General features: G+C 39.0%; 22 protein-coding genes, 1 tRNA gene and 1 riboswitch. Of the genes, 7 read left to right on the top strand and 16 right to left on the bottom strand.

Going from position 1 to position 18,586, the window contains the following annotated elements:
- Positions 1 to 217: 217 nt before the first annotated feature.
- Together Q4489_RS05225 and rmf are read left to right on the top strand one after the other, a co-directional pair.
- Complete coding sequence (locus Q4489_RS05225; protein WP_303477893.1) at positions 218 to 436, top strand: DUF3820 family protein; 219 nt, start codon at positions 218 to 220, stop codon at positions 434 to 436.
- Positions 437 to 720: 284 nt separating this feature from the next.
- Positions 721 to 894: a ribosome modulation factor gene (gene rmf, locus Q4489_RS05230; protein ID WP_074500812.1), complete on the top strand. Its 174-nt coding sequence runs from the start codon at positions 721 to 723 to the stop codon at positions 892 to 894.
- A gap of 49 nt (positions 895 to 943) precedes the next feature.
- Here rmf and Q4489_RS05235 read toward each other — a convergent pair whose 3' ends face one another.
- The 7 genes from Q4489_RS05235 to moaA all read right to left on the bottom strand — a co-directional run bounded on the left by Q4489_RS05235 (position 944) and on the right by moaA (position 5,041).
- Positions 944 to 1,693 carry a HesA/MoeB/ThiF family protein gene (locus Q4489_RS05235; protein ID WP_303477894.1) on the bottom strand — a complete coding sequence of 250 codons (750 nt, stop codon included), beginning with the start codon at positions 1,691 to 1,693 and terminating at the stop codon, positions 944 to 946.
- A gap of 16 nt (positions 1,694 to 1,709) precedes the next feature.
- The gene (moaE, locus tag Q4489_RS05240; RefSeq protein ID WP_303477895.1) at positions 1,710 to 2,174 is read right to left on the bottom strand and encodes a molybdopterin synthase catalytic subunit MoaE; all 465 of its coding nucleotides are present in this window, start codon (positions 2,172 to 2,174) and stop codon (positions 1,710 to 1,712) included.
- 1 nt (position 2,175) lies between these two features.
- On the bottom strand, positions 2,176 to 2,421 hold the full coding sequence (moaD, locus tag Q4489_RS05245; RefSeq protein ID WP_303477897.1) for a molybdopterin converting factor subunit 1: 246 nt from the start codon (positions 2,419 to 2,421) through the stop codon (positions 2,176 to 2,178).
- Positions 2,418 to 2,924 carry a cyclic pyranopterin monophosphate synthase MoaC gene (moaC, locus tag Q4489_RS05250; RefSeq protein ID WP_303477899.1) on the bottom strand — a complete coding sequence of 169 codons (507 nt, stop codon included), beginning with the start codon at positions 2,922 to 2,924 and terminating at the stop codon, positions 2,418 to 2,420. Before moaC ends, moaD begins: the two co-directional genes overlap by 4 nt.
- Entirely contained in the window at positions 2,917 to 3,474 is a 558-nt protein-coding gene (moaB, locus tag Q4489_RS05255) for a molybdenum cofactor biosynthesis protein B (RefSeq protein ID WP_303477901.1), read from the bottom strand. Before moaB ends, moaC begins: the two co-directional genes overlap by 8 nt.
- Entirely contained in the window at positions 3,461 to 4,066 is a 606-nt protein-coding gene (locus tag Q4489_RS05260) for a molybdenum cofactor guanylyltransferase (RefSeq protein WP_303477902.1), read from the bottom strand. The genes moaB and Q4489_RS05260 overlap by 14 nt, the downstream gene beginning before the upstream one ends.
- A gap of 3 nt (positions 4,067 to 4,069) precedes the next feature.
- The gene (gene moaA / locus Q4489_RS05265) at positions 4,070 to 5,041 is read right to left on the bottom strand and encodes a GTP 3',8-cyclase MoaA (protein ID WP_303477903.1); all 972 of its coding nucleotides are present in this window, start codon (positions 5,039 to 5,041) and stop codon (positions 4,070 to 4,072) included.
- A riboswitch (molybdenum cofactor riboswitch) is annotated at positions 5,028 to 5,168 on the bottom strand. It overlaps the preceding gene by 14 nt.
- A 157-nt stretch (positions 5,169 to 5,325) precedes the next feature.
- Here moaA and moeA point away from each other — a divergent pair.
- On the top strand, positions 5,326 to 6,561 hold the full coding sequence (moeA, locus tag Q4489_RS05270; protein WP_368389586.1) for a molybdopterin molybdotransferase MoeA: 1,236 nt from the start codon (positions 5,326 to 5,328) through the stop codon (positions 6,559 to 6,561).
- Between the two features lie 2 nt (positions 6,562 to 6,563).
- Positions 6,564 to 7,256, top strand: coding sequence for an alpha/beta fold hydrolase (locus tag Q4489_RS05275; RefSeq protein ID WP_303477904.1), 693 nt, complete (start codon positions 6,564 to 6,566; stop codon positions 7,254 to 7,256).
- Between the two features lie 59 nt (positions 7,257 to 7,315).
- Here the strand turns inward: Q4489_RS05275 and Q4489_RS05280 are convergent, their stop codons facing one another.
- From Q4489_RS05280 to tkt, 6 genes are all read right to left on the bottom strand, one after another.
- Positions 7,316 to 8,098 carry a YdiY family protein gene (locus Q4489_RS05280; RefSeq protein ID WP_303477906.1) on the bottom strand — a complete coding sequence of 261 codons (783 nt, stop codon included), beginning with the start codon at positions 8,096 to 8,098 and terminating at the stop codon, positions 7,316 to 7,318.
- Positions 8,088 to 8,918: a mechanosensitive ion channel domain-containing protein gene (locus Q4489_RS05285; RefSeq protein ID WP_303477908.1), complete on the bottom strand. Its 831-nt coding sequence runs from the start codon at positions 8,916 to 8,918 to the stop codon at positions 8,088 to 8,090. The genes Q4489_RS05280 and Q4489_RS05285 overlap by 11 nt, the downstream gene beginning before the upstream one ends.
- Positions 8,919 to 9,179: 261 nt before the next feature.
- Positions 9,180 to 10,247, bottom strand: coding sequence for a class II fructose-bisphosphate aldolase (gene fba, locus Q4489_RS05290; protein WP_303477909.1), 1,068 nt, complete (start codon positions 10,245 to 10,247; stop codon positions 9,180 to 9,182).
- A 329-nt stretch (positions 10,248 to 10,576) separates the two neighbouring features.
- Positions 10,577 to 11,752 carry a phosphoglycerate kinase gene (locus Q4489_RS05295; RefSeq protein ID WP_303477910.1) on the bottom strand — a complete coding sequence of 392 codons (1,176 nt, stop codon included), beginning with the start codon at positions 11,750 to 11,752 and terminating at the stop codon, positions 10,577 to 10,579.
- Between the two features lie 20 nt (positions 11,753 to 11,772).
- Positions 11,773 to 12,789, bottom strand: coding sequence for an erythrose-4-phosphate dehydrogenase (gene epd / locus Q4489_RS05300; RefSeq protein ID WP_303477911.1), 1,017 nt, complete (start codon positions 12,787 to 12,789; stop codon positions 11,773 to 11,775).
- A gap of 55 nt (positions 12,790 to 12,844) precedes the next feature.
- Positions 12,845 to 14,827, bottom strand: coding sequence for a transketolase (gene tkt / locus Q4489_RS05305; protein ID WP_303477913.1), 1,983 nt, complete (start codon positions 14,825 to 14,827; stop codon positions 12,845 to 12,847).
- Between the two features lie 323 nt (positions 14,828 to 15,150).
- On the opposite strand from tkt, the gene Q4489_RS05310 reads away from it, so the two are divergent.
- Positions 15,151 to 15,285, top strand: coding sequence for a hypothetical protein (locus Q4489_RS05310; protein ID WP_303477915.1), 135 nt, complete (start codon positions 15,151 to 15,153; stop codon positions 15,283 to 15,285).
- Between the two features lie 63 nt (positions 15,286 to 15,348).
- On the opposite strand, the gene Q4489_RS05315 is transcribed toward Q4489_RS05310, so the two are convergent.
- Positions 15,349 to 15,424, bottom strand: a tRNA-Arg gene (locus tag Q4489_RS05315).
- 81 nt (positions 15,425 to 15,505) lie between these two features.
- Positions 15,506 to 16,672 carry a flagella assembly protein FlgT gene (locus Q4489_RS05320; RefSeq protein WP_303477917.1) on the bottom strand — a complete coding sequence of 389 codons (1,167 nt, stop codon included), beginning with the start codon at positions 16,670 to 16,672 and terminating at the stop codon, positions 15,506 to 15,508.
- Positions 16,673 to 16,925: 253 nt separating this feature from the next.
- On the opposite strand from Q4489_RS05320, the gene Q4489_RS05325 reads away from it, so the two are divergent.
- Together Q4489_RS05325 and Q4489_RS05330 are read left to right on the top strand one after the other, a co-directional pair.
- Entirely contained in the window at positions 16,926 to 17,588 is a 663-nt protein-coding gene (locus Q4489_RS05325) for a FlgO family outer membrane protein (protein WP_303477918.1), read from the top strand.
- Between the two features lie 9 nt (positions 17,589 to 17,597).
- Positions 17,598 to 18,065, top strand: coding sequence for an LPP20 family lipoprotein (locus tag Q4489_RS05330; protein WP_303477920.1), 468 nt, complete (start codon positions 17,598 to 17,600; stop codon positions 18,063 to 18,065).
- A gap of 87 nt (positions 18,066 to 18,152) precedes the next feature.
- On the opposite strand, the gene Q4489_RS05335 is transcribed toward Q4489_RS05330, so the two are convergent.
- Positions 18,153 to 18,584: a flagella synthesis protein FlgN gene (locus Q4489_RS05335; protein WP_303477922.1), complete on the bottom strand. Its 432-nt coding sequence runs from the start codon at positions 18,582 to 18,584 to the stop codon at positions 18,153 to 18,155.
- Positions 18,585 to 18,586 lie beyond the last annotated feature (2 nt).

An 18,586-nucleotide genomic window follows, 5' to 3' on the forward strand; every position in this document is an offset into this window, starting at 1 on the left:
TTACTTGAATTAACCATAGAATGACTATGCAAGAATCCAAGTGCCGCGATCAGAAGGCGTTTACCTTGAACAAAACTCAAACAGCAAAGATCAACACGCTCTAGTTTTCAATCTTGATTTTTTACTTGGTTTATGACAAAAAAATGAAAGCAACACGCACATAAATAACTGAAGCGTGTATGATACTTTTTATTTTTACACTACGAGTTGGTAAATAATGCAACTTGATCAACAAGCTATGATTGCAGCAATTAATCAAACCATGCCCTTTGGTAAATATGCAGGCCGCAAGCTGTTACAGTTACCCGAGCCTTATCTGGTTTGGTTTCATGGAAAAGGATTCCCCGAGGGAAAATTAGGCGAGCAATTAGCGTTAGTATATGAAATTAAATTGAATGGATTAGAAGGAATGTTAACACCGTTATTGAGGGGGTAATGCTGAGTTATTCTTAAATGAAGTTTTTATATAAATATTTTTTTAATTTCTTAACGATCTAACAGAAAATAAATAACAGAATGAATTTCAGGTGGTTATCTTTTGACCTAAAAATTGGCATGAAAATTATTCAGTTTTACATGATTTTATGACAATTTAATGACATTTCTATACTTGCAATAAAAAGGTAAATATTCTTAAATGAAGTGGTTGATTGATATTTTTTATCAATTAGGGAAGTTCTATAAAATCATAAATTTCAAATGGTTATGGAGATTCATTTCATGAGAAGACAAAAAAGAGATCGTTTAGATAGAGCATATTCTAATGGTTACCAAGCGGGTGTTTCCGGTAAAAATAGAGAAAATTGTCCTTATCAGAATACTAATGCAAAATCTGAATGGTTAGGTGGTTGGCGTGAGGCAATGTCAGATAAAAATGCGGGGTTATTTAGGTAGCGCGTTTCATAAAAGTACACAAAAGAAGCCCTTGTTTAAGGGCTTTTTGCTATCTGCCACCACACACAGGACAATTGTTTTGTTTTTTCACATGAATATGCTGCCAATGCTGATGTAAACCATCATATAAGGCTAATTTATTATTTGACTGTTCAATGCCAACAAGTAGTTTAATTGCATCAATGGCTTGAGTTCCCGCAATTACTGCAAGCACAGGGCCTATAACACCTACCGTTTGACAATTATTTTCTGGGGCTTGTTCACTCTTAGGAAAAACACATTGATAACAAGCGCTATCTTTTAGCTTAGGCACTATGGTTAACTGTTGTCCATCAAAGCCGGTAGCAGCACCAACAATAAAGGGTTTATTAAATTCAACACAGGTTCTATTCATTAAATATCGTGTTGCAATGTTATCGCAACAATCAACAACCAAATCAACTTGTTGTACGTAATACTGGGCTAATTCATCATCTAGCATTTCGTCAACGATTTCTATTTCTACATCAGGGTTATTCAACACCAGTTTTTCGGCAGCGGTATCAGCTTTATTGTGATCGATATCTTGCTGATTGAATAATATTTGTCGCTGTAGATTCGTAATATCAACAGTATCACCGTCTGCAATAATCAGCTTTCCTATGCCGGCAGCAGCTAAATACATTGCTACGGGGTTGCCTAATCCACCCATCCCAACAATTAACACCGTGGCATTTCGAAGCGCCAACTGCCCAGACTCACCAATTTTATTTACCATAATTTGACGGCTATAACGTAGTTTCTCAGATGTGGTTAACATTGTATTTCCAGATGGGTTATTTCCAAGTATTGGCTTTTTGTTGATCCGTTTCTCTTGCCGCCAACCAATTGTTTTCACCGTCAGCAGTTAGTTCTTTTTTCCAAAAGGTGGCCTTGATTTTAAGGTGATCCATAATGAATTCACAGGCAGCAAACGCATCTTGTCTATGTTTGCTTGAAACACCAACAAACACAATTTGCTCACCGACTGCTAATTGTCCAATACGATGAATGACATTTACACGATTAATAGCCCAGCGTTCTCGAGCTGTTGTGATAATTGCTGCAAGTTGCTTTTCTGTCATACCAGGATAATGCTCAAGATATAAACCGGTGACTTGTTTCTTCAAATTATTATTGCGAACTTTGCCGCAAAAAGTGGCAACAGCTCCGTCTTCATCGTTATTGAGGTGCAACTTGTTGTATTCATCAGCTAGGTTAAAGTCATGTGATTGAATACTAATCGTGGAGTTATCTGACATGCTAACCTCCCGTAACGGGCGGAAAGAAGGCAACCTCATCGCCATCGTTAATTCTATGTTGAGTATCAGCCATTTGTTGGTTTACAGCACATAATACATTGGTTGAAAGGGCATGTTGCCAATCAGTAGATTGGCTGGATAAGTGTGAGAGTAATGCCGCAATAGTATTAATATTATCGGTACTAACTTCAAGCTCGTGACAAGATAACTGCTCGCGTAAAGTAGCAAAAAATAAAACTTTGATCATAAGTGCTCCTTTGAATTCGGTTGCCAGTGGCCTGATTTTCCACCTGTTTTACTTAACACTTTAATACCAAAAATTTCCATGGCTGGGTCAGCGGCTTTACACATATCAAACAACGTTAAACAAGCAACTGATACTGCCGTTAATGCTTCCATTTCAACTCCTGTTTGACCAGATAGCTTGCAAAGGCTTTCAACACGTATACAAGTGTTATCTTCATCAAGGGTAAAATCAACTTGCACTTTTGTTAGCATTAACGGGTGACATAATGGGATCAAATCACTACATTTTTTTGCTGCCTGAATGCCTGCAATACGCGCAACCGATAACACATCACCTTTTTTATTATTACCTTGCGTGATTAACGTCAATGTTTCGCGGGTCATTTTAATAAAACCTTCAGCCATAGCAACTCGTGCGGTGGTTGCTTTATCGGTAACATCAACCATATTGGCGTCACCTTGCTGATTAATATGGCTTAAAGTATTGGCTGATGAATTACTCATTTTTGTCTCTTGTTGTACATGATTGAGTTGATAAATTTAAATGCGGCACGAAATTACAGGGTTTATGCTGAGCATTTAGCTGTTCTGCAATTAACTTATCCCATGCTGTTTTACACGCATTAGTAGAACCAGGTACGCATAATATAACGGTATGGTTAGCAATACCCCCTAAAGCACGAGATTGTATGGTTGAAGTGCCAATTTCATCAAACGAAATGGCACGAAAAATTTCACCAAAACCTTCTATATTTTTATCAAATAATGGCAGTAAGGCTTCTGGTGTATTATCTCTATCAGTGAACCCCGTACCGCCAGTGCTAATAATGACGTTGATACCTTCATCAGCTATCCATTGAGACACTATGGCTCTTAACTGGTAAATATCATCTTTAACAATAGCTTTGTCGACAACTTGATGACCTGCATTGTCAACGCGTTCTACAAGCGCTTTACCTGAAGTGTCCGTTGTTTCATCTCTTGTGTCAGATACTGTTAATACAGCGACTTTTAGTGAAATAAACATGTTTTTTGCATGATCAGAATTTGACATTGTAGTTCCTATTTTTCGCTAACTTTTCTTCGACTTGTTGCCAATCTTGCGGTGTATTAGCATTGAATAAAGCGTGTGGATTTTTTATGGGTAATTCGCGGTGAGGTATATGGCTCAACAACGAACGTACTGAGTATGTTTTGGTTTTACTTTTAGCAGTGAATGACGATTGAAAGGCAATGTTTTTGGTAAAAAAGCTCTGACAAAAGTGATTGTTAGGTAAGTACATGGGTAGATAATGTTGCTGATAAAAACATGCCTTATTTGAGAGTTGTCCTGCATTTTTTAACTGCAGTAAAGTGGTAAGATCTATAAAAGGTAAATCTACCGGCATTACTAATAATGCATAGGGCTGATACTTCACTAACGCGGTATAAATGCCACCTAGCGGACCAATGCGCTCAAGTTTGTCTTGTTCGCCGTGAATATCACCACTAATGATGGTTTGATCAACGCCTGCTTTATTGAGTAACGACACTGCACGATCGAGTAAACGTTCCCCGTTTAATGAAAGTAGTGCCTTATCTTTACCCATTCGGGAAGATTTACCACCAGCTAGTACAACGCCTAAACAATGGATAGGTTTTCGCATGCTTTATCCACCTAACATCGCAAGATTTTTGGTTGCGCCAGTTAACTGTTCTTGTAAAAAATGTGTCGCTTTTTTATCTGTTAGCAAATGTGATATGGCATTTACTAATGGCACTTGATCATCTGATTGTAAGTGCTCTCTTAATGACAAACCTTGATCGGCGAATAAGCATAAATGTAATTTGCCTAAAGCACTAATACGAAGGCGATTGCAAGAAGCACAAAAATCTTTGCTATAAGGCATGATCAAGCCAATTTTGCCACGATAGTCAGGGTGATAAAACTCTTGCGCTGGACCAGATGATTTCTCTTTAATAACCGGCTGCCAACCTGCAAGTACTAGTTGCTGTTTTATGCGCGAGCCTTGTACATGTTGTTCATTAAAGAATGTTTCATTATCACCTGTTTGCATCAATTCGATAAAGCGAAGTGTGACAGGTGTTTCTTTGATAAAGTTTAAAAAGGTATCAATATCTGCGCCGTTGTATTGTCGCATTAATACTGTATTTACTTTCACTTGGGTAAGTCCAAGAGTTAACGCTTTATCGATACCTGAAAGTATCTCTTGTAGCTTATCGTGACCGGTAATTGACTGGAAGAGTCGAGGATCTAAACTGTCAATACTAACATTTAAGGCGTCTAACCCTGCATCGACCCAATCTTGAATTTGACTGTTTAATTTATAGCCGTTCGTGGTGATGGCAAGTTTTTTAATACCGGGGGTAGATTTACAATGTTGCAGAATTTGCGGTAAATCTTTGCGTAGTGAAGGTTCACCACCGGTGATACGAATTTTTTCTGTACCTAAGGAAGCAAAAGCCGTTGCTAAACGTTGAATTTCAGCTAACGATAGAAAGTCACGATCGTGATCACATTGATAACCATCAGGCAAACAATAATCGCAACGAAAGTTGCATACATCAGTAATAGAGAGCCTTAGGTAATAAAACCTACGGCCATAGTTGTCAGTTAACATTTCACCTTTCCAAATGTCGGGAGGCTAATAAGTTTCCCTATTAACCCTGGCGATTAAAGAATAATCACGGCTAAAGTTGCATATTTACTTGAAATTTAGCAACAGAAGCTCGGCGAATTTACATTTTATAGTAGTACATAATGCCCAACGATGATAATACTATTATCTGATAGGTTAAAACTTGAGGTGTATCAAAGTATGACAAGATAAGTCATAGCATCTTGTTTTTAATTAACTGATAATTAGTATCATTAATTGATACCGAAAAATAGAATCAGGAATAGATGATGAATGATTGTTGTTCTGCACCTGGTTTAATGCCGTTTGAGCAAGCATTAAATCAGATGTTAGCGGAAATAAAACCCTTAACAGCCAGCGAAGAGATATCATTTGCACTGAGTTATAACCGTGTTCTAGCGAAAAATGTATATAGCCCTGTTAATGTTCCACCAATGAATAATTCGGCGATGGACGGTTATGCTTTTAAACATGCCGGCGCTGACATTAATTCGTTAACTGTTATTGGTCGTTCCATGGCTGGTAAGCCGTTTTTAGGAGCGTGTCAGCAAGGCGAGTGTGTTCGCATTATGACGGGTGCAGCCATGCCAAAAGGCTGTGATACCGTGATCATGCAAGAGCAATGTCAACAAGATGGCAATATTATACACCTTCAAAAACAAGTTCCTCAGTGCTCTAATGTGCGAAATGTTGGAGAAGATATAAAACAAGGAGCGCTCGTTTTTGAACAAGGCAAGCGCTTAACATCAATAGATGTGGGTGTACTAGCATCACTTGGTATTGCAGAAGTACCGGTGGTTAAACCTATAAAAGTTGCTTTATTTTCAACAGGAGATGAACTGAAAAACCCCGGAGAACCGTTATCTATTGGTGATATCTACGAAAGTAATAGTCATTTTTTACAAGCGATGTTAACCAAGTTTGGTGCTGATGTAATACCGATGGGCATCATTTCTGATGATGAAGAACAGATCTCGCAAGCGTTGGTATCTGCAAATGAGCAAGCTGATGTGGTGATCACCTCGGGTGGCGTTTCAGTAGGCGATGCCGATTATATTAAAGCTGTTTTAGATAAATTAGGGCATATTGATTTTTGGAAAGTCGCCATTAAACCCGGTAAACCGTTTGCGTTTGGTCATTTACCTAGTAGTTACTTTTTTGGCTTACCTGGAAACCCCGTTTCGGCTTTAGTAACGGCTCATCAACTGGTATTGCCAGCGTTAGCGAAATTACAAAATATCAATCAATCTTCACCCGTTAGGTTGAGCGCAAGGTCTAATACACCGCTGAAAAAAGCCCCTGGGCGCATGGATTTTCAACGTGGTGTAATGCAAGCGAATACTCAAGGTCAGTTAACTGTAACATCAACAGGTAGCCAAGGCTCAGGCATGCTAACGAGCATGGCAAAAGCAAATTGTTATATTGTGTTATCGCAAGAGCAGGGTAATGTGCAAGCTGACGAACAAGTTACTGTGTTACCTTTTGATCAATACTTACAATAATCATGCAGCGATTATTTTTATTACCCGGCACAATGTGCGACGAACGACTTTGGCAGCCAATGTTGTCTGTGGCTGAAAACCATTTTATTCCACATTTTTTAACAATACATAATGGTGACTCGATTGATGAGATCGTACAGCAAATAGCAACGCAGTTGCCAAACGAGCCAGTTAACTTACTTGGTTTTTCATTAGGCGGCTATTTAGCCACCGCTTTTGCCGTACGATACCCTGAGAAAGTTTCGACGCTTTTTATCGTCTCAAATCTTCCTTGCGCTTTACCCGTTGAAGAAGTGAAAGAAAGATCTCGAACGATTCTTTGGATCAAAAAACATGGTTATCGTGGTATTCCTAAAAAGCGCATTTTAAATCTAATGGCGAACAATGCGCACGATAATACAGAAGTGATAGCATTGATCGCTGAGATGGATAAATCGCTTGGTGGCGAAGTGTTAATGGCGCAATTACGCGCGACGACACAGCGAGTAAATTTATTTAAGCAGTTGCGTGCTTTGCCTATCAATAAACACTTTTGTGTTGGCCGAGAAGATACATTAGTGAATTTGGATGACTTAAACCGACTGGCGTTTGCAGATAAGAAAATGCACTTAACGGTATTTGAACGTACAGGTCATATGTTGCCGCTAGAGCAGCCGAAAGAATTTAGTAGCTGGTTAAATAACAACGTAAAATGAATAATAAAAAAGCCCTGTTAATGCGCTAACAGGGCTTGATAAAAAGAATAACGGTTTAATTAAAAACTATATACTAGCGTCATTGCTGTTTGTGTATTTGTGTTTTCTTTGCTTTCGTCAACATCGGTATTATGGTCAACAATAAAGCTAAATTTCAATTGTAACGTTTCAATCAGCTTTGTGGTAATTGATGACTCAGCTTTATATGTGCTGTTGGCACCGTTTTTTGGTGCGTATTTAGCGACTACTAACTGTTTAAACTCTACATGTTCATTGATTTTTCGTTTGTAAAGCGCTTGTGCTTGAATAATAAATGCATCATGTGTTGTTTCACCGTTTTCGTCTGGCTCTTTTAATACATCACGCTTATAACCAGGACCAACATCAGCATCTAATGTGGCTTTTTCAGTTTCAAACCAACGTCGACCCCAACCAGATGAGATAGAACTTTGATTATCGAAGCTGCTGAAACGGTTATCTGCATAAGATGCATTACCATAGACGTAGTTTTTACCATTTGGCTCAATGGTATAGTTGGTTTGACCAACAATCGTCCATTTTTGATCTGAGGTTTCAAACTCTTCCGTTACTGTGCCATCTTCTTGGATGACTTCTGTTTCAGTTTTTCGAACGAGTACGTCAAAGTTTAATGAACTACGCCATTGATTTTTTTCAAAACTAAAATCTAAGCCTGCTTTTAAATCGCCGCTTTTAGTGTCGCCCGTTTTAAATAATGCACCAAATTCAGCGGATGCTTTCATTGGAGAGGTTTCTTTTTGCTCTTCTGCTTGTATTAAAAAGGGGGTAAGGCAAAGTGCAGCAGTTGCTAATTTAAGATTCATTGGTATTCTCTTGGTTTACGTGAACAGATAATTGTGGGAATGGAATTTCGATTCCTGCGTTGTCCAGTTCAACTTTGATAGATTGCATTAGATCAAAATAAACTGGCCAATAGTCACTGGTTTTTACCCAAGGGCGCACAACAAAATTAACTGAACTATCAGCTAATTCACTTACGCCTACAGTAACGTCTTCGTCTTTAAGTACTAGTTCGTGTGCTTTCGTCACACGTGTAAGTATCTCTTTGGTTTTCGCTAAGTCGGCACTGTAACCTACACCGATAACAAGATCAATTCTACGTGTTGGCTTAGTTGAGTAATTGGTGATGGTATCTGTGGTGATGGCACCATTTGGTACAATAACTGTTTTATTATCAGGAGATCTTAAGTTGGTTGAAAAAACATGTACTTCTTCAACAATTCCAGCTGTTCCTGCTATTTCAACAAAGTCACCTGCTCTGAAAGGCTTAAAGGTGATTAATAAAATACCTGAAGCAAAGTTTGATAAAGAACCTTGAAGTGCTAAACCAATAGCTAAACCTGCAGCACCAACAATAGCTACTAATGAGGTAGTATTAAAGCCTAAATGTGATATAGCAGCAATAAAGGCAACCAATACGAGTAAGCCGTAAGCTAGGCTACAAATAAAACTGCTGACGGTATCGTCAACTTGTTTATGTCTGAGAATTTTGTTCAGTGTTGAGGCTATTATGCGTGCAACAATACGACCGATGATAAATATTAAAAAAGCAATGAGTATATTTAACGCGTAGCTATAAAATAGCTCTTGATTTTCAGCAAACCAGTTCATTAAATTTTCCACGAGTTCTCCCTCTGTGTCATAGAATAATTAGTCGACAAATTATAATAAATTTAACAGGCTAAGCCCATTATTATTTTTAGACAAGGAAAGTACTAGCGAAACGGTAGTAGTAAAAATGCCAAACTGACAACAACAATTCGGCATTTTTAAGAGGTTATATTAAGGAGGTGATCTTTATTGTGTACATTCCAGCATTGTATTTAGTATTTGTACAAACTTATACTCGAAAGAAGTACACGCCTTAATTGAAACTATGTAGTATTAAGATTTTACTAATGCAACTAGTTCACCTTTTGAGTAGCGTTCAAACATGACATCGAGCGATACGGGTTTAATTTTCGACGCATTACCAGCCGTATTGAACGCTTCATAGCGTGCTTTACAAATTTCGTACATAGCTTTTGTTGATTCAGCAAGGTATTTTCTTGGATCAAATTCACTCGGGTTTTGCGCCATAAAACGGCGAATAGCACCTGTTGATGCTAAACGAAGATCTGTATCAATGTTGACTTTACGCACACCGTTTTTGATACCTTCTTGAATTTGTTCAACAGGTACACCGTAAGTTTCTGGTATAGCGCCACCATATTCGTTGATTATAGCTAGCCAATCTTGTGGTACAGACGATGAACCATGCATAACTAAGTGTGTATTAGGTATACGTTGATGAATTGCTTTAATGCGATCGATTGATAAAATATCGCCTGTCGGTGGGCGGGTAAATTTATAAGCGCCATGTGATGTACCACATGCGATTGCTAAGGCATCAACTTGTGTTTTTTTAACGAAGTCTGCGGCTTCTTCTGGGTCAGTTAACATTTGCTCTTGAGTTAATTTTCCCGCAGCTCCAACGCCATCTTCCTCACCAGCTTCGCCTGTTTCAAGCGAACCTAAACAACCAAGTTCCCCTTCAACTGAAACGCCGCAAGCATGAGCCATTTCAACCGTTTTTCGCGTAACATCCACGTTATAATCGTAACTTGACGGTGTTTTACCGTCTTCCATTAATGAGCCGTCCATCATTACTGATGAAAAGCCGAGTTGTATCGATCGCTGACATACTGCCGGTGAGGTTCCGTGATCTTGATGCATAGCAACAGGAATATGAGGGAACTCTTCAATAGCAGCTAAAATGAGGTGGCGTAAAAAGGGTGCCCCTGCATATTTTCGAGCGCCAGCAGATGCTTGTAAAATGACAGGGCTGTCTGTTTCATCAGCTGCTAGCATAATCGCGCGAACTTGCTCTAAGTTATTTACGTTAAATGCTGGAATACCGTAATTAAATTCAGCGGCGTGATCTAACATTTGTCGCATGGAAACTAAAGCCATGAAAAACTCCTAAGTTACAATTTTGGTTGAGGAAATAGCATTAAATTACTTTCACATCGAAACAATTATGTTTCATTGTGTAATTCTAGCAGAAAGTTTTCATGCTTTGCATCATTGTATTTTTCTTGTTAAGTGACGAAAAATAAGGATTAAAGCGATTTAGGATTAAAATGAATAAGAATTACGAAAAAAATAGGCGGTACTGATGGCAAATAAGCAAATATTTGAAGTTTATTATGAAAGGTTACAACAAAATTATTTTTTAAATAATATAAAAAAACCTTAGCGATATACTAAGGTTTTAACTGCAAAGATAGAGGAATGATAATTTAGTTTTTTGCGCGCGACTCTAACACTGCTACTGCTGGCAATACTTTACCTTCTAGGAACTCTAAAAATGCTCCGCCGCCAGTTGAAATATAAGAAACTTTATCGGCGATATTGTATTTATCTACGGCTGCTAGTGTATCGCCGCCGCCTGCTACTGAAAACGCTTCACTATTTGCAATTGCCATTGATATCACCTCTGTGCCTTTAGCGAACGCATCAATTTCAAAGACACCAACAGGACCATTCCATAATACTGTGCCTGCATTTTTAATGATTTCTGCCACTTTAGCTGCTGTTTCGGGTCCGTAATCAATAATATCATCTTCTGGTTGAACGTCAGTTAATGTTTTTACTGTAGCTACTGAGTCATGTTTCCAGTTGTCGAAACTATCACGTGTAACCGTTACATCATTGGCAAAAACAACCTCAGTTTTTTCACGTAATCTTTGTGCTTCTGGGATCAAATCTTTTTCATATAACGAGTTACCTACTTCGTTACCCGCTGATGCAACAAAGGTATTCGAAATACCACCACCGACAACAAGGGTATCGGCAATATTTGAAAGTGAATCTAATACGGTTAGTTTTGTCGATACTTTAGAACCACCTACAATGGCAACTAATGGTCGGGCAGGGTTATCAAGCGCCTTTGATAGTGCGTCAAGCTCTGCAACTAATAATGGTCCTGCGCAGGCGATGGGAGCAAATTTTGCAACGCCATGAGTACTCGCTTGTGCGCGATGTGCAGTACCGAAAGCATCCATAACATACACATCACAAAGTGCAGCCAGTTGCTTTGATAATGCTTCGTCATCTTGCTTTTCGCCTTTATTAAAACGAACATTTTCAAAGATTACGAGCTCACCATCGGCAAGTTCAACACCGTCTAAATAATCTTTTACTAAGCGCACAGGGCTTGAAAGAGCGTCGGCTAAGTAATTAACAACGGGTTGCATAGAATATTTATCTTCGTATTCACCCTCTGTTGGTCTACCTAAATGTGACATTACCATCACTTTTGCACCTGCAGCTAGGGCATGCTTAATAGTCGGTAAAGATGCTCGAAGGCGAGCGTCTGAAGTGACTTTACCGTCAGCAATGGGTACATTTAAATCTTCACGGATCAACACGCGCTTACCGGCGAGATCCAAATCAGTCATTTTAATAACAGACATGAGTTGTTCCTATAATGAGTTCATGATTGCAGACCTGCCATCACTTTAGCAGTATCTAACATTCGATTAGCAAATCCCCATTCGTTGTCGCACCAAACTAACATTTTAACTAAGCGTTTATGGCTTACACGCGTTTGATTGCCATCGACAATGGCTGAATGTGGATCATGATTAAAGTCTATTGATACCAAAGGTTCTTCAGTATAACCAAGGATCCCCTGTAAACCATTGTTCTGTGCATTAACGATGGCTTGATTAATTTGTGCAATGGATACATCACAGCTAACCGTTAGGCTAAGATCCATAGCGGTTACATTGATGGTAGGTACCCGAACGGCAATGGCTTCAAATCGACCTGAAAATTTAGGCAGTATTCGCTCAATGCCAGCGGCTAATTTAGTATCAACAGGGATGATTGATTGGCTTGCAGCTCTTGTTCTTCTCAGATCAGGGTGGTAAGCGTCAATGACTTGTTGATCATGCATTGATGAATGAATGGTTGTAATGGTGCCACTTTCAACACCAAAGGCATCATCAATTACTTTGATAACAGGAACTATACAGTTTGTCGTACAGGAGCCATTACTGACTACCCGATGATCAGTGGTTAGTGTGTTATCGTTAATACCGTATATGATGGTTGCGTCTAAATCTTTCGCACCAGGGTGCGAGTAAAGCACTTTAGAGGCACCTTGTTGAATATGTGCGAGTCCGTCTGCTTTAGAGCTATATTTTCCAGTACAGTCAAGTACAATATCCGCTTGGTACTTTTGCCAGTCAAGAAGGTTTATATTCTCTTCATGGGTCAAGAATACATCGTCGCCAGCAATATTTAAACGGTTGGCCTCGCGGGAAACAGCAAATGAGAACCGACCATGGGTACTGTCATATTTTAATAAATGGGCAATCCCATCAGGATCTGCTAGCTCGTTGATGGCAACAAGTTGTAAATCTTGGCGATGGTTATGTTCATATAAGGCACGAGCAACGCTACGACCAATACGACCAAAACCATTGATAGCGATTTTTGTAGGCATATCTAAAGAAAGTTACCTTGGGAAATAAGGCGCCATAATTAATGGCGCCATTAAATTATAAGCTGTTTACTGTGTTAACAACGTTTTCAACAGTAAAACCAAAGTGCTCAAATAACGCATTTCCTGGCGCTGACTCCCCAAAGGTAGTCATGCCAACAACTTTGCCGGCAAAGCCTACATACTTGTACCAAAAATCAGTATGTGCAGCTTCAATAGCAACACGCTTGGTAACAGAGCTTGGTAGTACAGACTCTTTATAAGCATCACTTTGCTGATCAAAAATATTGCTTGAAGGCATTGATACAACACGCACTTTATCACCAAGAGCTTCGGCTGCTTTTAACGCTAGAGAAACTTCAGAACCAGTGGCTATTAAAATTACGTCAGGTGTGCCGTTACTGTCTTTTACAATGTAACCACCTTTAGCAATGTTACTTACTTGCTCAGCATTACGTGCTACTGCAGGCAAACCTTGGCGCGAAAATACTAATGCCGTTGGCGCTTGTTGTCTTTCAATTGCATTTTTCCATGCAACTGCTGATTCAGTAGCATCAGCAGGACGCCATGTCACCATATTAGGTGTAGTGCGTAAGTTAGTTAATTGTTCAATCGGCTGATGCGTTGGACCATCTTCGCCTTGGCCAATTGAATCATGGGTATAAACAAAAATGTTTTGAATGCCCATTAACGCAGACATACGTACTGCATTACGCGCGTATTCCATAAACATCATGAAGGTTGCGCCATAATTAATAAAGCCGCCATGCAATGAAATACCGTTCATGATGCCAGACATACCGAATTCACGAACACCATAATAAATATAGTTACCGGCAGGATCGTCCTGAATACCTTTAGAGCCAGACCACAGGGTTAAATTGGAACCTGCTAAATCAGCTGAACCACCTAATAATTCAGGTAAAATGGCGCCGAATGCTTCAATAGTATTTTGCGATGCTTTTCTTGATGCAATGCTTTCTGACTTTTCTTGGCACTCTTGAATAAGAGCATTTGCTTTTGCTTCGAATTCAGCTGGAAGGTCGCCATTAATCACACGACGTTCATATTCGGCTGCAAGTTCCGGATGAGCCTTTTTATAAGCAGCGAATTTCTCTTGCCAATTAGCTTGCGCTGATTGACCTTTTTCTTTTTGATCCCATTGACTATAAATATCATCAGGCACTTCAAAAGAGGCATGAGGCCAGTTTAAAAATTCACGCGCCGCAGCAATTTCATCATGACCTAATGGTGCACCATGACAGTCATGTGAGCCTGATTTATTAGGAGCGCCAAAACCAATAATAGTTTTACAACAAATCATAGTTGGCTTGTCAGTAATCAGGTGAGCCTGTTCTATCGCTTCTTTTATCGCGTGAGGGTCGTGACCATCAACGTCTGCGATTACATGCCAACCGTAAGACTCAAAACGTTTTGGGGTATCGTCAGAGAACCAACCTTCAACATGGCCATCAATTGAAATACCGTTATCGTCCCAAAAAGCGACAAGCTTACCTAGGCCTAACGTACCTGCTAGAGAAGATACTTCATGTGAAATGCCTTCCATTAAGCAGCCATCACCTAAAAAGCAATAGGTGTAATGATCAACAATGTTGTGACCTTCACGGTTAAACTGTGCCGCCAAGGTTTTTTCGGCAATTGCCATACCTACCGCATTTGAAATACCGGCGCCTAAAGGGCCCGTGGTAGTTTCAACACCTGGTGTATAGCCATACTCAGGATGACCTGGTGTTTTTGAATGCAACTGACGAAAGTTTTTAATTTCTTCAATAGGTAAATCATAACCTGATAAATGCAATAGAGAATAAATAAGCATTGAGCCATGACCATTCGATAAGATAAATCGATCACGATCTACCCAATTTGGATCGGTAGGGTTATGCTTTAGAAAGTCGCGCCATAGAACTTCGGCAATATCTGCCATGCCCATAGGGGCTCCTGGGTGACCTGAGTTTGCTTGTTGTACTGCGTCCATGCTTAATGCACGAATAGCATTAGCGAGATCTTTACGCGATGGCATAGTGGCTCCAACTATTTTATTTTTTCATATGAGGGTGTTTTTAGAGACGCTATTTTTACGCAGTAATGCCGTGACTGCAAATGTTATTACGCTATTTATTATATTTTGTTCAATGATGATTAACTTCTATTGCATATGCGACAAGATCAATGGTTGAACGTGCTCTTTAAGAGGGGATTTTAAATCAGAAATTGAGCCTAAGCGTAACTATTGTTCAAAAAATGACTTGTTTTTAAGGTAAACTATTGAATTAAAGATATTTATCAGATAAGTTGGTCAGGTAGTAGACAAAATAACAATGATAAACCTGCTTGGATATAACAATGAAACAGTCGTCTTCAAAAGGAATAAAGCTGACAACCGTCATATTAGCAGTCTTTGTGTTGGCATTATCTGCCGTACTAAGTAATACCTCAGTTGCAGACGACAAGGAAGTAATGACAGAGTTAGCCAATTAAGACTTTAACGATATTGTGCTAATTAAATCATTTAAAAAGACCGCATTTGTTGCGGTTTTTTTATGGCGTCCCCACCAGGACTCGAACCTGGAGCAGCGGCTTAGGAGGCCGCAGTTTTATCCAGTTAAACTATGAGGACGAAATTTCGCTTTATTTAAACGTTATTATTTATCTTGATCAATAAATAACGTTGCTCATATTTACAAAAAGGTTCGAACTTTTAATAGCGCACAACAAGATCATTTATTTGAATACTGTCGATTAAAGCGCCATCCGTGGTTTGTGCAACTGCACTTGATTGTGATACTCGAATAACCTTTACGTTAAACGGACTCACATTAAACCCTGCATATGAATGGCCACTGTCGGTTGTGAAGTTTTTAAGATGTAACAAAGAAAACTCATCACCAATTTGCACACCATGTTGTTTTCCTAGGTTAAACCGTACTTGATCAGCATTGACTTGTACAATTTTACCTCGAGTAGGTTGGCACATCATGTTGTCATCGATATCGGTACTCACTTGGTTTAGCGCTTGGTCAATGATCTGACCGTAACGACTTTGCCAGAATACCTGTGAATGAGGGTCTACCTGTTCGCGTTTATTGAATGTCCATGGAGCAGCGTTTCGATAGGTTTTTTCAAATAAACGTTCACCATTAGCACCATTATAAATATGCACAGTTAATTGAAAAAAGCGTTCAAATATATCTTCTTGCCAAAATGCCCAAGAGTTTTCCGCTTGTGTGGCGAATGAAACATCTTCAATTTCTGAATACATTACGTATTGGCTGTCGGTGATATTGGCTAACGACATTGACACTGCTTTAATTTTATCTAGCTGTAAACTATTGTTATATCTTGAGAATGCACTACTTGATTTCACTGATAGTTGCGGTGAAAGATAGGTGCCATTTTGTTTTATCTGATCCGATAAGCGTTTCATTATCGCTGAGTCTAAGGAGTAAATGCCGCCAATGTTGGCCTGTTCTCTATGTACTAAATGGCTTTTGGTGATCAGCATAGACTTACGATAATCAGCGGAAAAACATTGCCGCGTTTGCGGAATAATATCTGCCCTTATGGTAACTGTGATGGTTTTATCTTCATGGGTTTCATCTATAATTTCAAAAGCATTAATGTTGCCAGTAGCACGAATATTGATTTCATTCTGTGTTAGCAGACCGTTGACCACTTGCTGAACGCTTGAAACAGAAGCACCTGCAACGAGCAGTGCTTTTTTCAGCGCATTTTCAATTGCTTTTTTTCGTGCTTCTATAGAGTCACCTTGAATGACGTAAGCATGTCCCTGTGATTCATACCACTGGGCGTATGTTGGGCTTACTAATAGAAATAAACATAAAATTACAAAGCTTAGTCGTTGCATTGCTCACCTGAATTTATCTTGGCTTTAATCCTGCATTTGATTTTTATAGTTTAGTTAACGTTTTACGTATGGTGAATTAATTCGCACGATACGAAGGCATAAACTATGTGTCAAAAGCTCGACTCATATATGGTTAGCCAGTGTAATGCATTTTTTATGCCTATAGTTATTTCCAAGACATTGGTTTGATAAGTTGGCGTAATTTTTGCTTTGTGATTGACTATAGAATTTAGTTGTATTTGAGGGGAGCTCAATGAAAACTTGGTTAACGCTTATGTTATTGTCTGGATTAGTGTCGTGTAGTGCGATGCATTCGAAAAATAACAATTCAGATGATGACTTTTATCAAGCCGCTCATAAAAATAAAGGCGAAATTGATGCTTACCAACTACCAAAGCATGCGATAAATGATGTGGTAAAAGGCTTAGCGTTTCAGATGTTACAAAGTAGTACTTTTGTGACCCCTAAAACGCCGGTGGCGGTTGCTTCATTTGTTCACTTAGCTGATTTAGAGTCGACGAACTGGTTAGGTAATCAACTCTCAGAAAGTTTTGTTCATGAGTTACAGCGACACGGATTAATTGTCGTTGACTTTAAAACTACCGGACATATACGTGTTACAAAAGAAGGTGATTATGTCTTTAGTCGTGATTGGAAAGAGTTACCTGAGCGTCAGATAATTGACTACGTAGTTACGGGCACTATGATGGAACAGAATGGCGGTGTGATGGTAAACGCTCGTATGATTGGTATGCAATCACGGGTAGTTGTTGCTACTGCGCAGTCATTTATACCTGAATGGGTGATTGGTGATGAATTACAACGTAGGGAAAATGTACGGATAAAAGACGGCATGATCTTACGTGACTCTCAGGCAATGCTTGAAGAAAAAAGAGCTGTTAAAATTCAACAGTAAGGTGTGCATATGAAAACTCGTTCTTTATCTAAAATTTGCTGTGTGCTTGCTTGCTTAGCATTACTCGGCTGTAGTTCTGTGTATGATAAGCATGTGCAATGGCAAGCAGTAAAGCCTGAAGCATTTCCTGTTCTTACTGCTGTAGGTCAAGCGCCAATCAGCCTACAGAAGTCAACCAACGAGACACAAAAAATGTTGATGGCAATTCATGCCTCTAAAATTGCCGCCTATGCCGAGCTCGCTGAGCAAGTTTATGGACAGCAGCTTTCTAGCGACTTAACTATGCGTAATTTAATTATTGAAGATCAACGATTAAAAACATCTGTACAAGGTGTTATTCGTGGGGCTAAAGTGATAAAAAGCTACCCGGTTGGTGATACCTACACCACTGAGTTACATCTTGATTTTAAAGATGTATGGGACATTTATTTAGCGAATAATAGACAGAAAGAAATTAAACACGTTAAATATTATTAACTGTCTTTCTCTGTTTAAAAAAATGGCCTTACGTTTGTAAGGCCATTTTTTTATTGTGTATTTCAGATCTAATGTTTAGCTTTGTAGCTAAGCTTTTATTCCCAGGCTGCTAAGCCCACCAGAGGTTTTACCTTTGCTATCATAGGTAACAGAAGATTTATCATTTTGTTGCAATAGAGTCGTTTTTAAACGTTCAACGGCCATTTGCGATTGCTGAATGATATGGCCGTTAACTTGGTTTTTTTCTTTGCAGCGTAATAACGCTTGTTCTATTGCTTCTAGTACTTCATCTAATTCGCCGTTAGCTTTTTGCTTACTAAATGCCAAACTTTGTGAGAATTGTTGATCTAATGTTTGAATATCAAGCAATAGGGCGTTTTTCTTCTCGGTAACCTGAGCAAGTGCATCAGGAGAGTTCTTTTGCAACGTAAGCCGCTCTTCATCAATAATTACTTCAAGTTGCTGTAATTGAGCAAATTGTTTATCTAATAATTGACGGTAATCGATGTTATCAGCCACTT

Origin of the sequence: Thalassotalea sp. 1_MG-2023, from assembly GCF_030546745.1 — a bacterium.
Taxonomy (GTDB): domain Bacteria; phylum Pseudomonadota; class Gammaproteobacteria; order Enterobacterales; family Alteromonadaceae; genus Thalassotalea_C.

Bases quoted from the DNA above. Each gene is read 5' to 3' on its own strand.
- moaC (WP_303477899.1), bottom strand. From the start codon at position 2,924: ATGAGTAATTCATCAGCCAATACTTTAAGCCATATTAATCAGCAAGGT.
- Q4489_RS05295 (WP_303477910.1), bottom strand. From the start codon at position 11,752: ATGTCTGTTATTAAAATGACTGATTTGGATCTCGCCGGTAAGCGCGTG.
- epd (WP_303477911.1), bottom strand. From the start codon at position 12,789: ATGCCTACAAAAATCGCTATCAATGGTTTTGGTCGTATTGGTCGTAGC.
- Q4489_RS05330 (WP_303477920.1), top strand. From the start codon at position 17,598: ATGAAAACTCGTTCTTTATCTAAAATTTGCTGTGTGCTTGCTTGCTTA.
- Q4489_RS05260 (WP_303477902.1), bottom strand. From the start codon at position 4,066: ATGCGAAAACCTATCCATTGTTTAGGCGTTGTACTAGCTGGTGGTAAA.
- rmf (WP_074500812.1), top strand. From the start codon at position 721: ATGAGAAGACAAAAAAGAGATCGTTTAGATAGAGCATATTCTAATGGT.
- Q4489_RS05280 (WP_303477906.1), bottom strand. From the start codon at position 8,098: ATGAATCTTAAATTAGCAACTGCTGCACTTTGCCTTACCCCCTTTTTA.
- fba (WP_303477909.1), bottom strand. From the start codon at position 10,247: ATGGCTTTAGTTTCCATGCGACAAATGTTAGATCACGCCGCTGAATTT.
- moeA (WP_368389586.1), top strand. From the start codon at position 5,326: ATGATGAATGATTGTTGTTCTGCACCTGGTTTAATGCCGTTTGAGCAA.
- moaA (WP_303477903.1), bottom strand. From the start codon at position 5,041: ATGTTAACTGACAACTATGGCCGTAGGTTTTATTACCTAAGGCTCTCT.
- Q4489_RS05235 (WP_303477894.1), bottom strand. From the start codon at position 1,693: ATGTTAACCACATCTGAGAAACTACGTTATAGCCGTCAAATTATGGTA.
- Q4489_RS05310 (WP_303477915.1), top strand. From the start codon at position 15,151: ATGAAACAGTCGTCTTCAAAAGGAATAAAGCTGACAACCGTCATATTA.
- moaE (WP_303477895.1), bottom strand. From the start codon at position 2,174: ATGTCAGATAACTCCACGATTAGTATTCAATCACATGACTTTAACCTA.
- Q4489_RS05325 (WP_303477918.1), top strand. From the start codon at position 16,926: ATGAAAACTTGGTTAACGCTTATGTTATTGTCTGGATTAGTGTCGTGT.
- Q4489_RS05275 (WP_303477904.1), top strand. From the start codon at position 6,564: ATGCAGCGATTATTTTTATTACCCGGCACAATGTGCGACGAACGACTT.
- Q4489_RS05320 (WP_303477917.1), bottom strand. From the start codon at position 16,672: ATGCAACGACTAAGCTTTGTAATTTTATGTTTATTTCTATTAGTAAGC.
- Q4489_RS05225 (WP_303477893.1), top strand. From the start codon at position 218: ATGCAACTTGATCAACAAGCTATGATTGCAGCAATTAATCAAACCATG.
- moaB (WP_303477901.1), bottom strand. From the start codon at position 3,474: ATGTCAAATTCTGATCATGCAAAAAACATGTTTATTTCACTAAAAGTC.
- tkt (WP_303477913.1), bottom strand. From the start codon at position 14,827: ATGCCATCGCGTAAAGATCTCGCTAATGCTATTCGTGCATTAAGCATG.
- moaD (WP_303477897.1), bottom strand. From the start codon at position 2,421: ATGATCAAAGTTTTATTTTTTGCTACTTTACGCGAGCAGTTATCTTGT.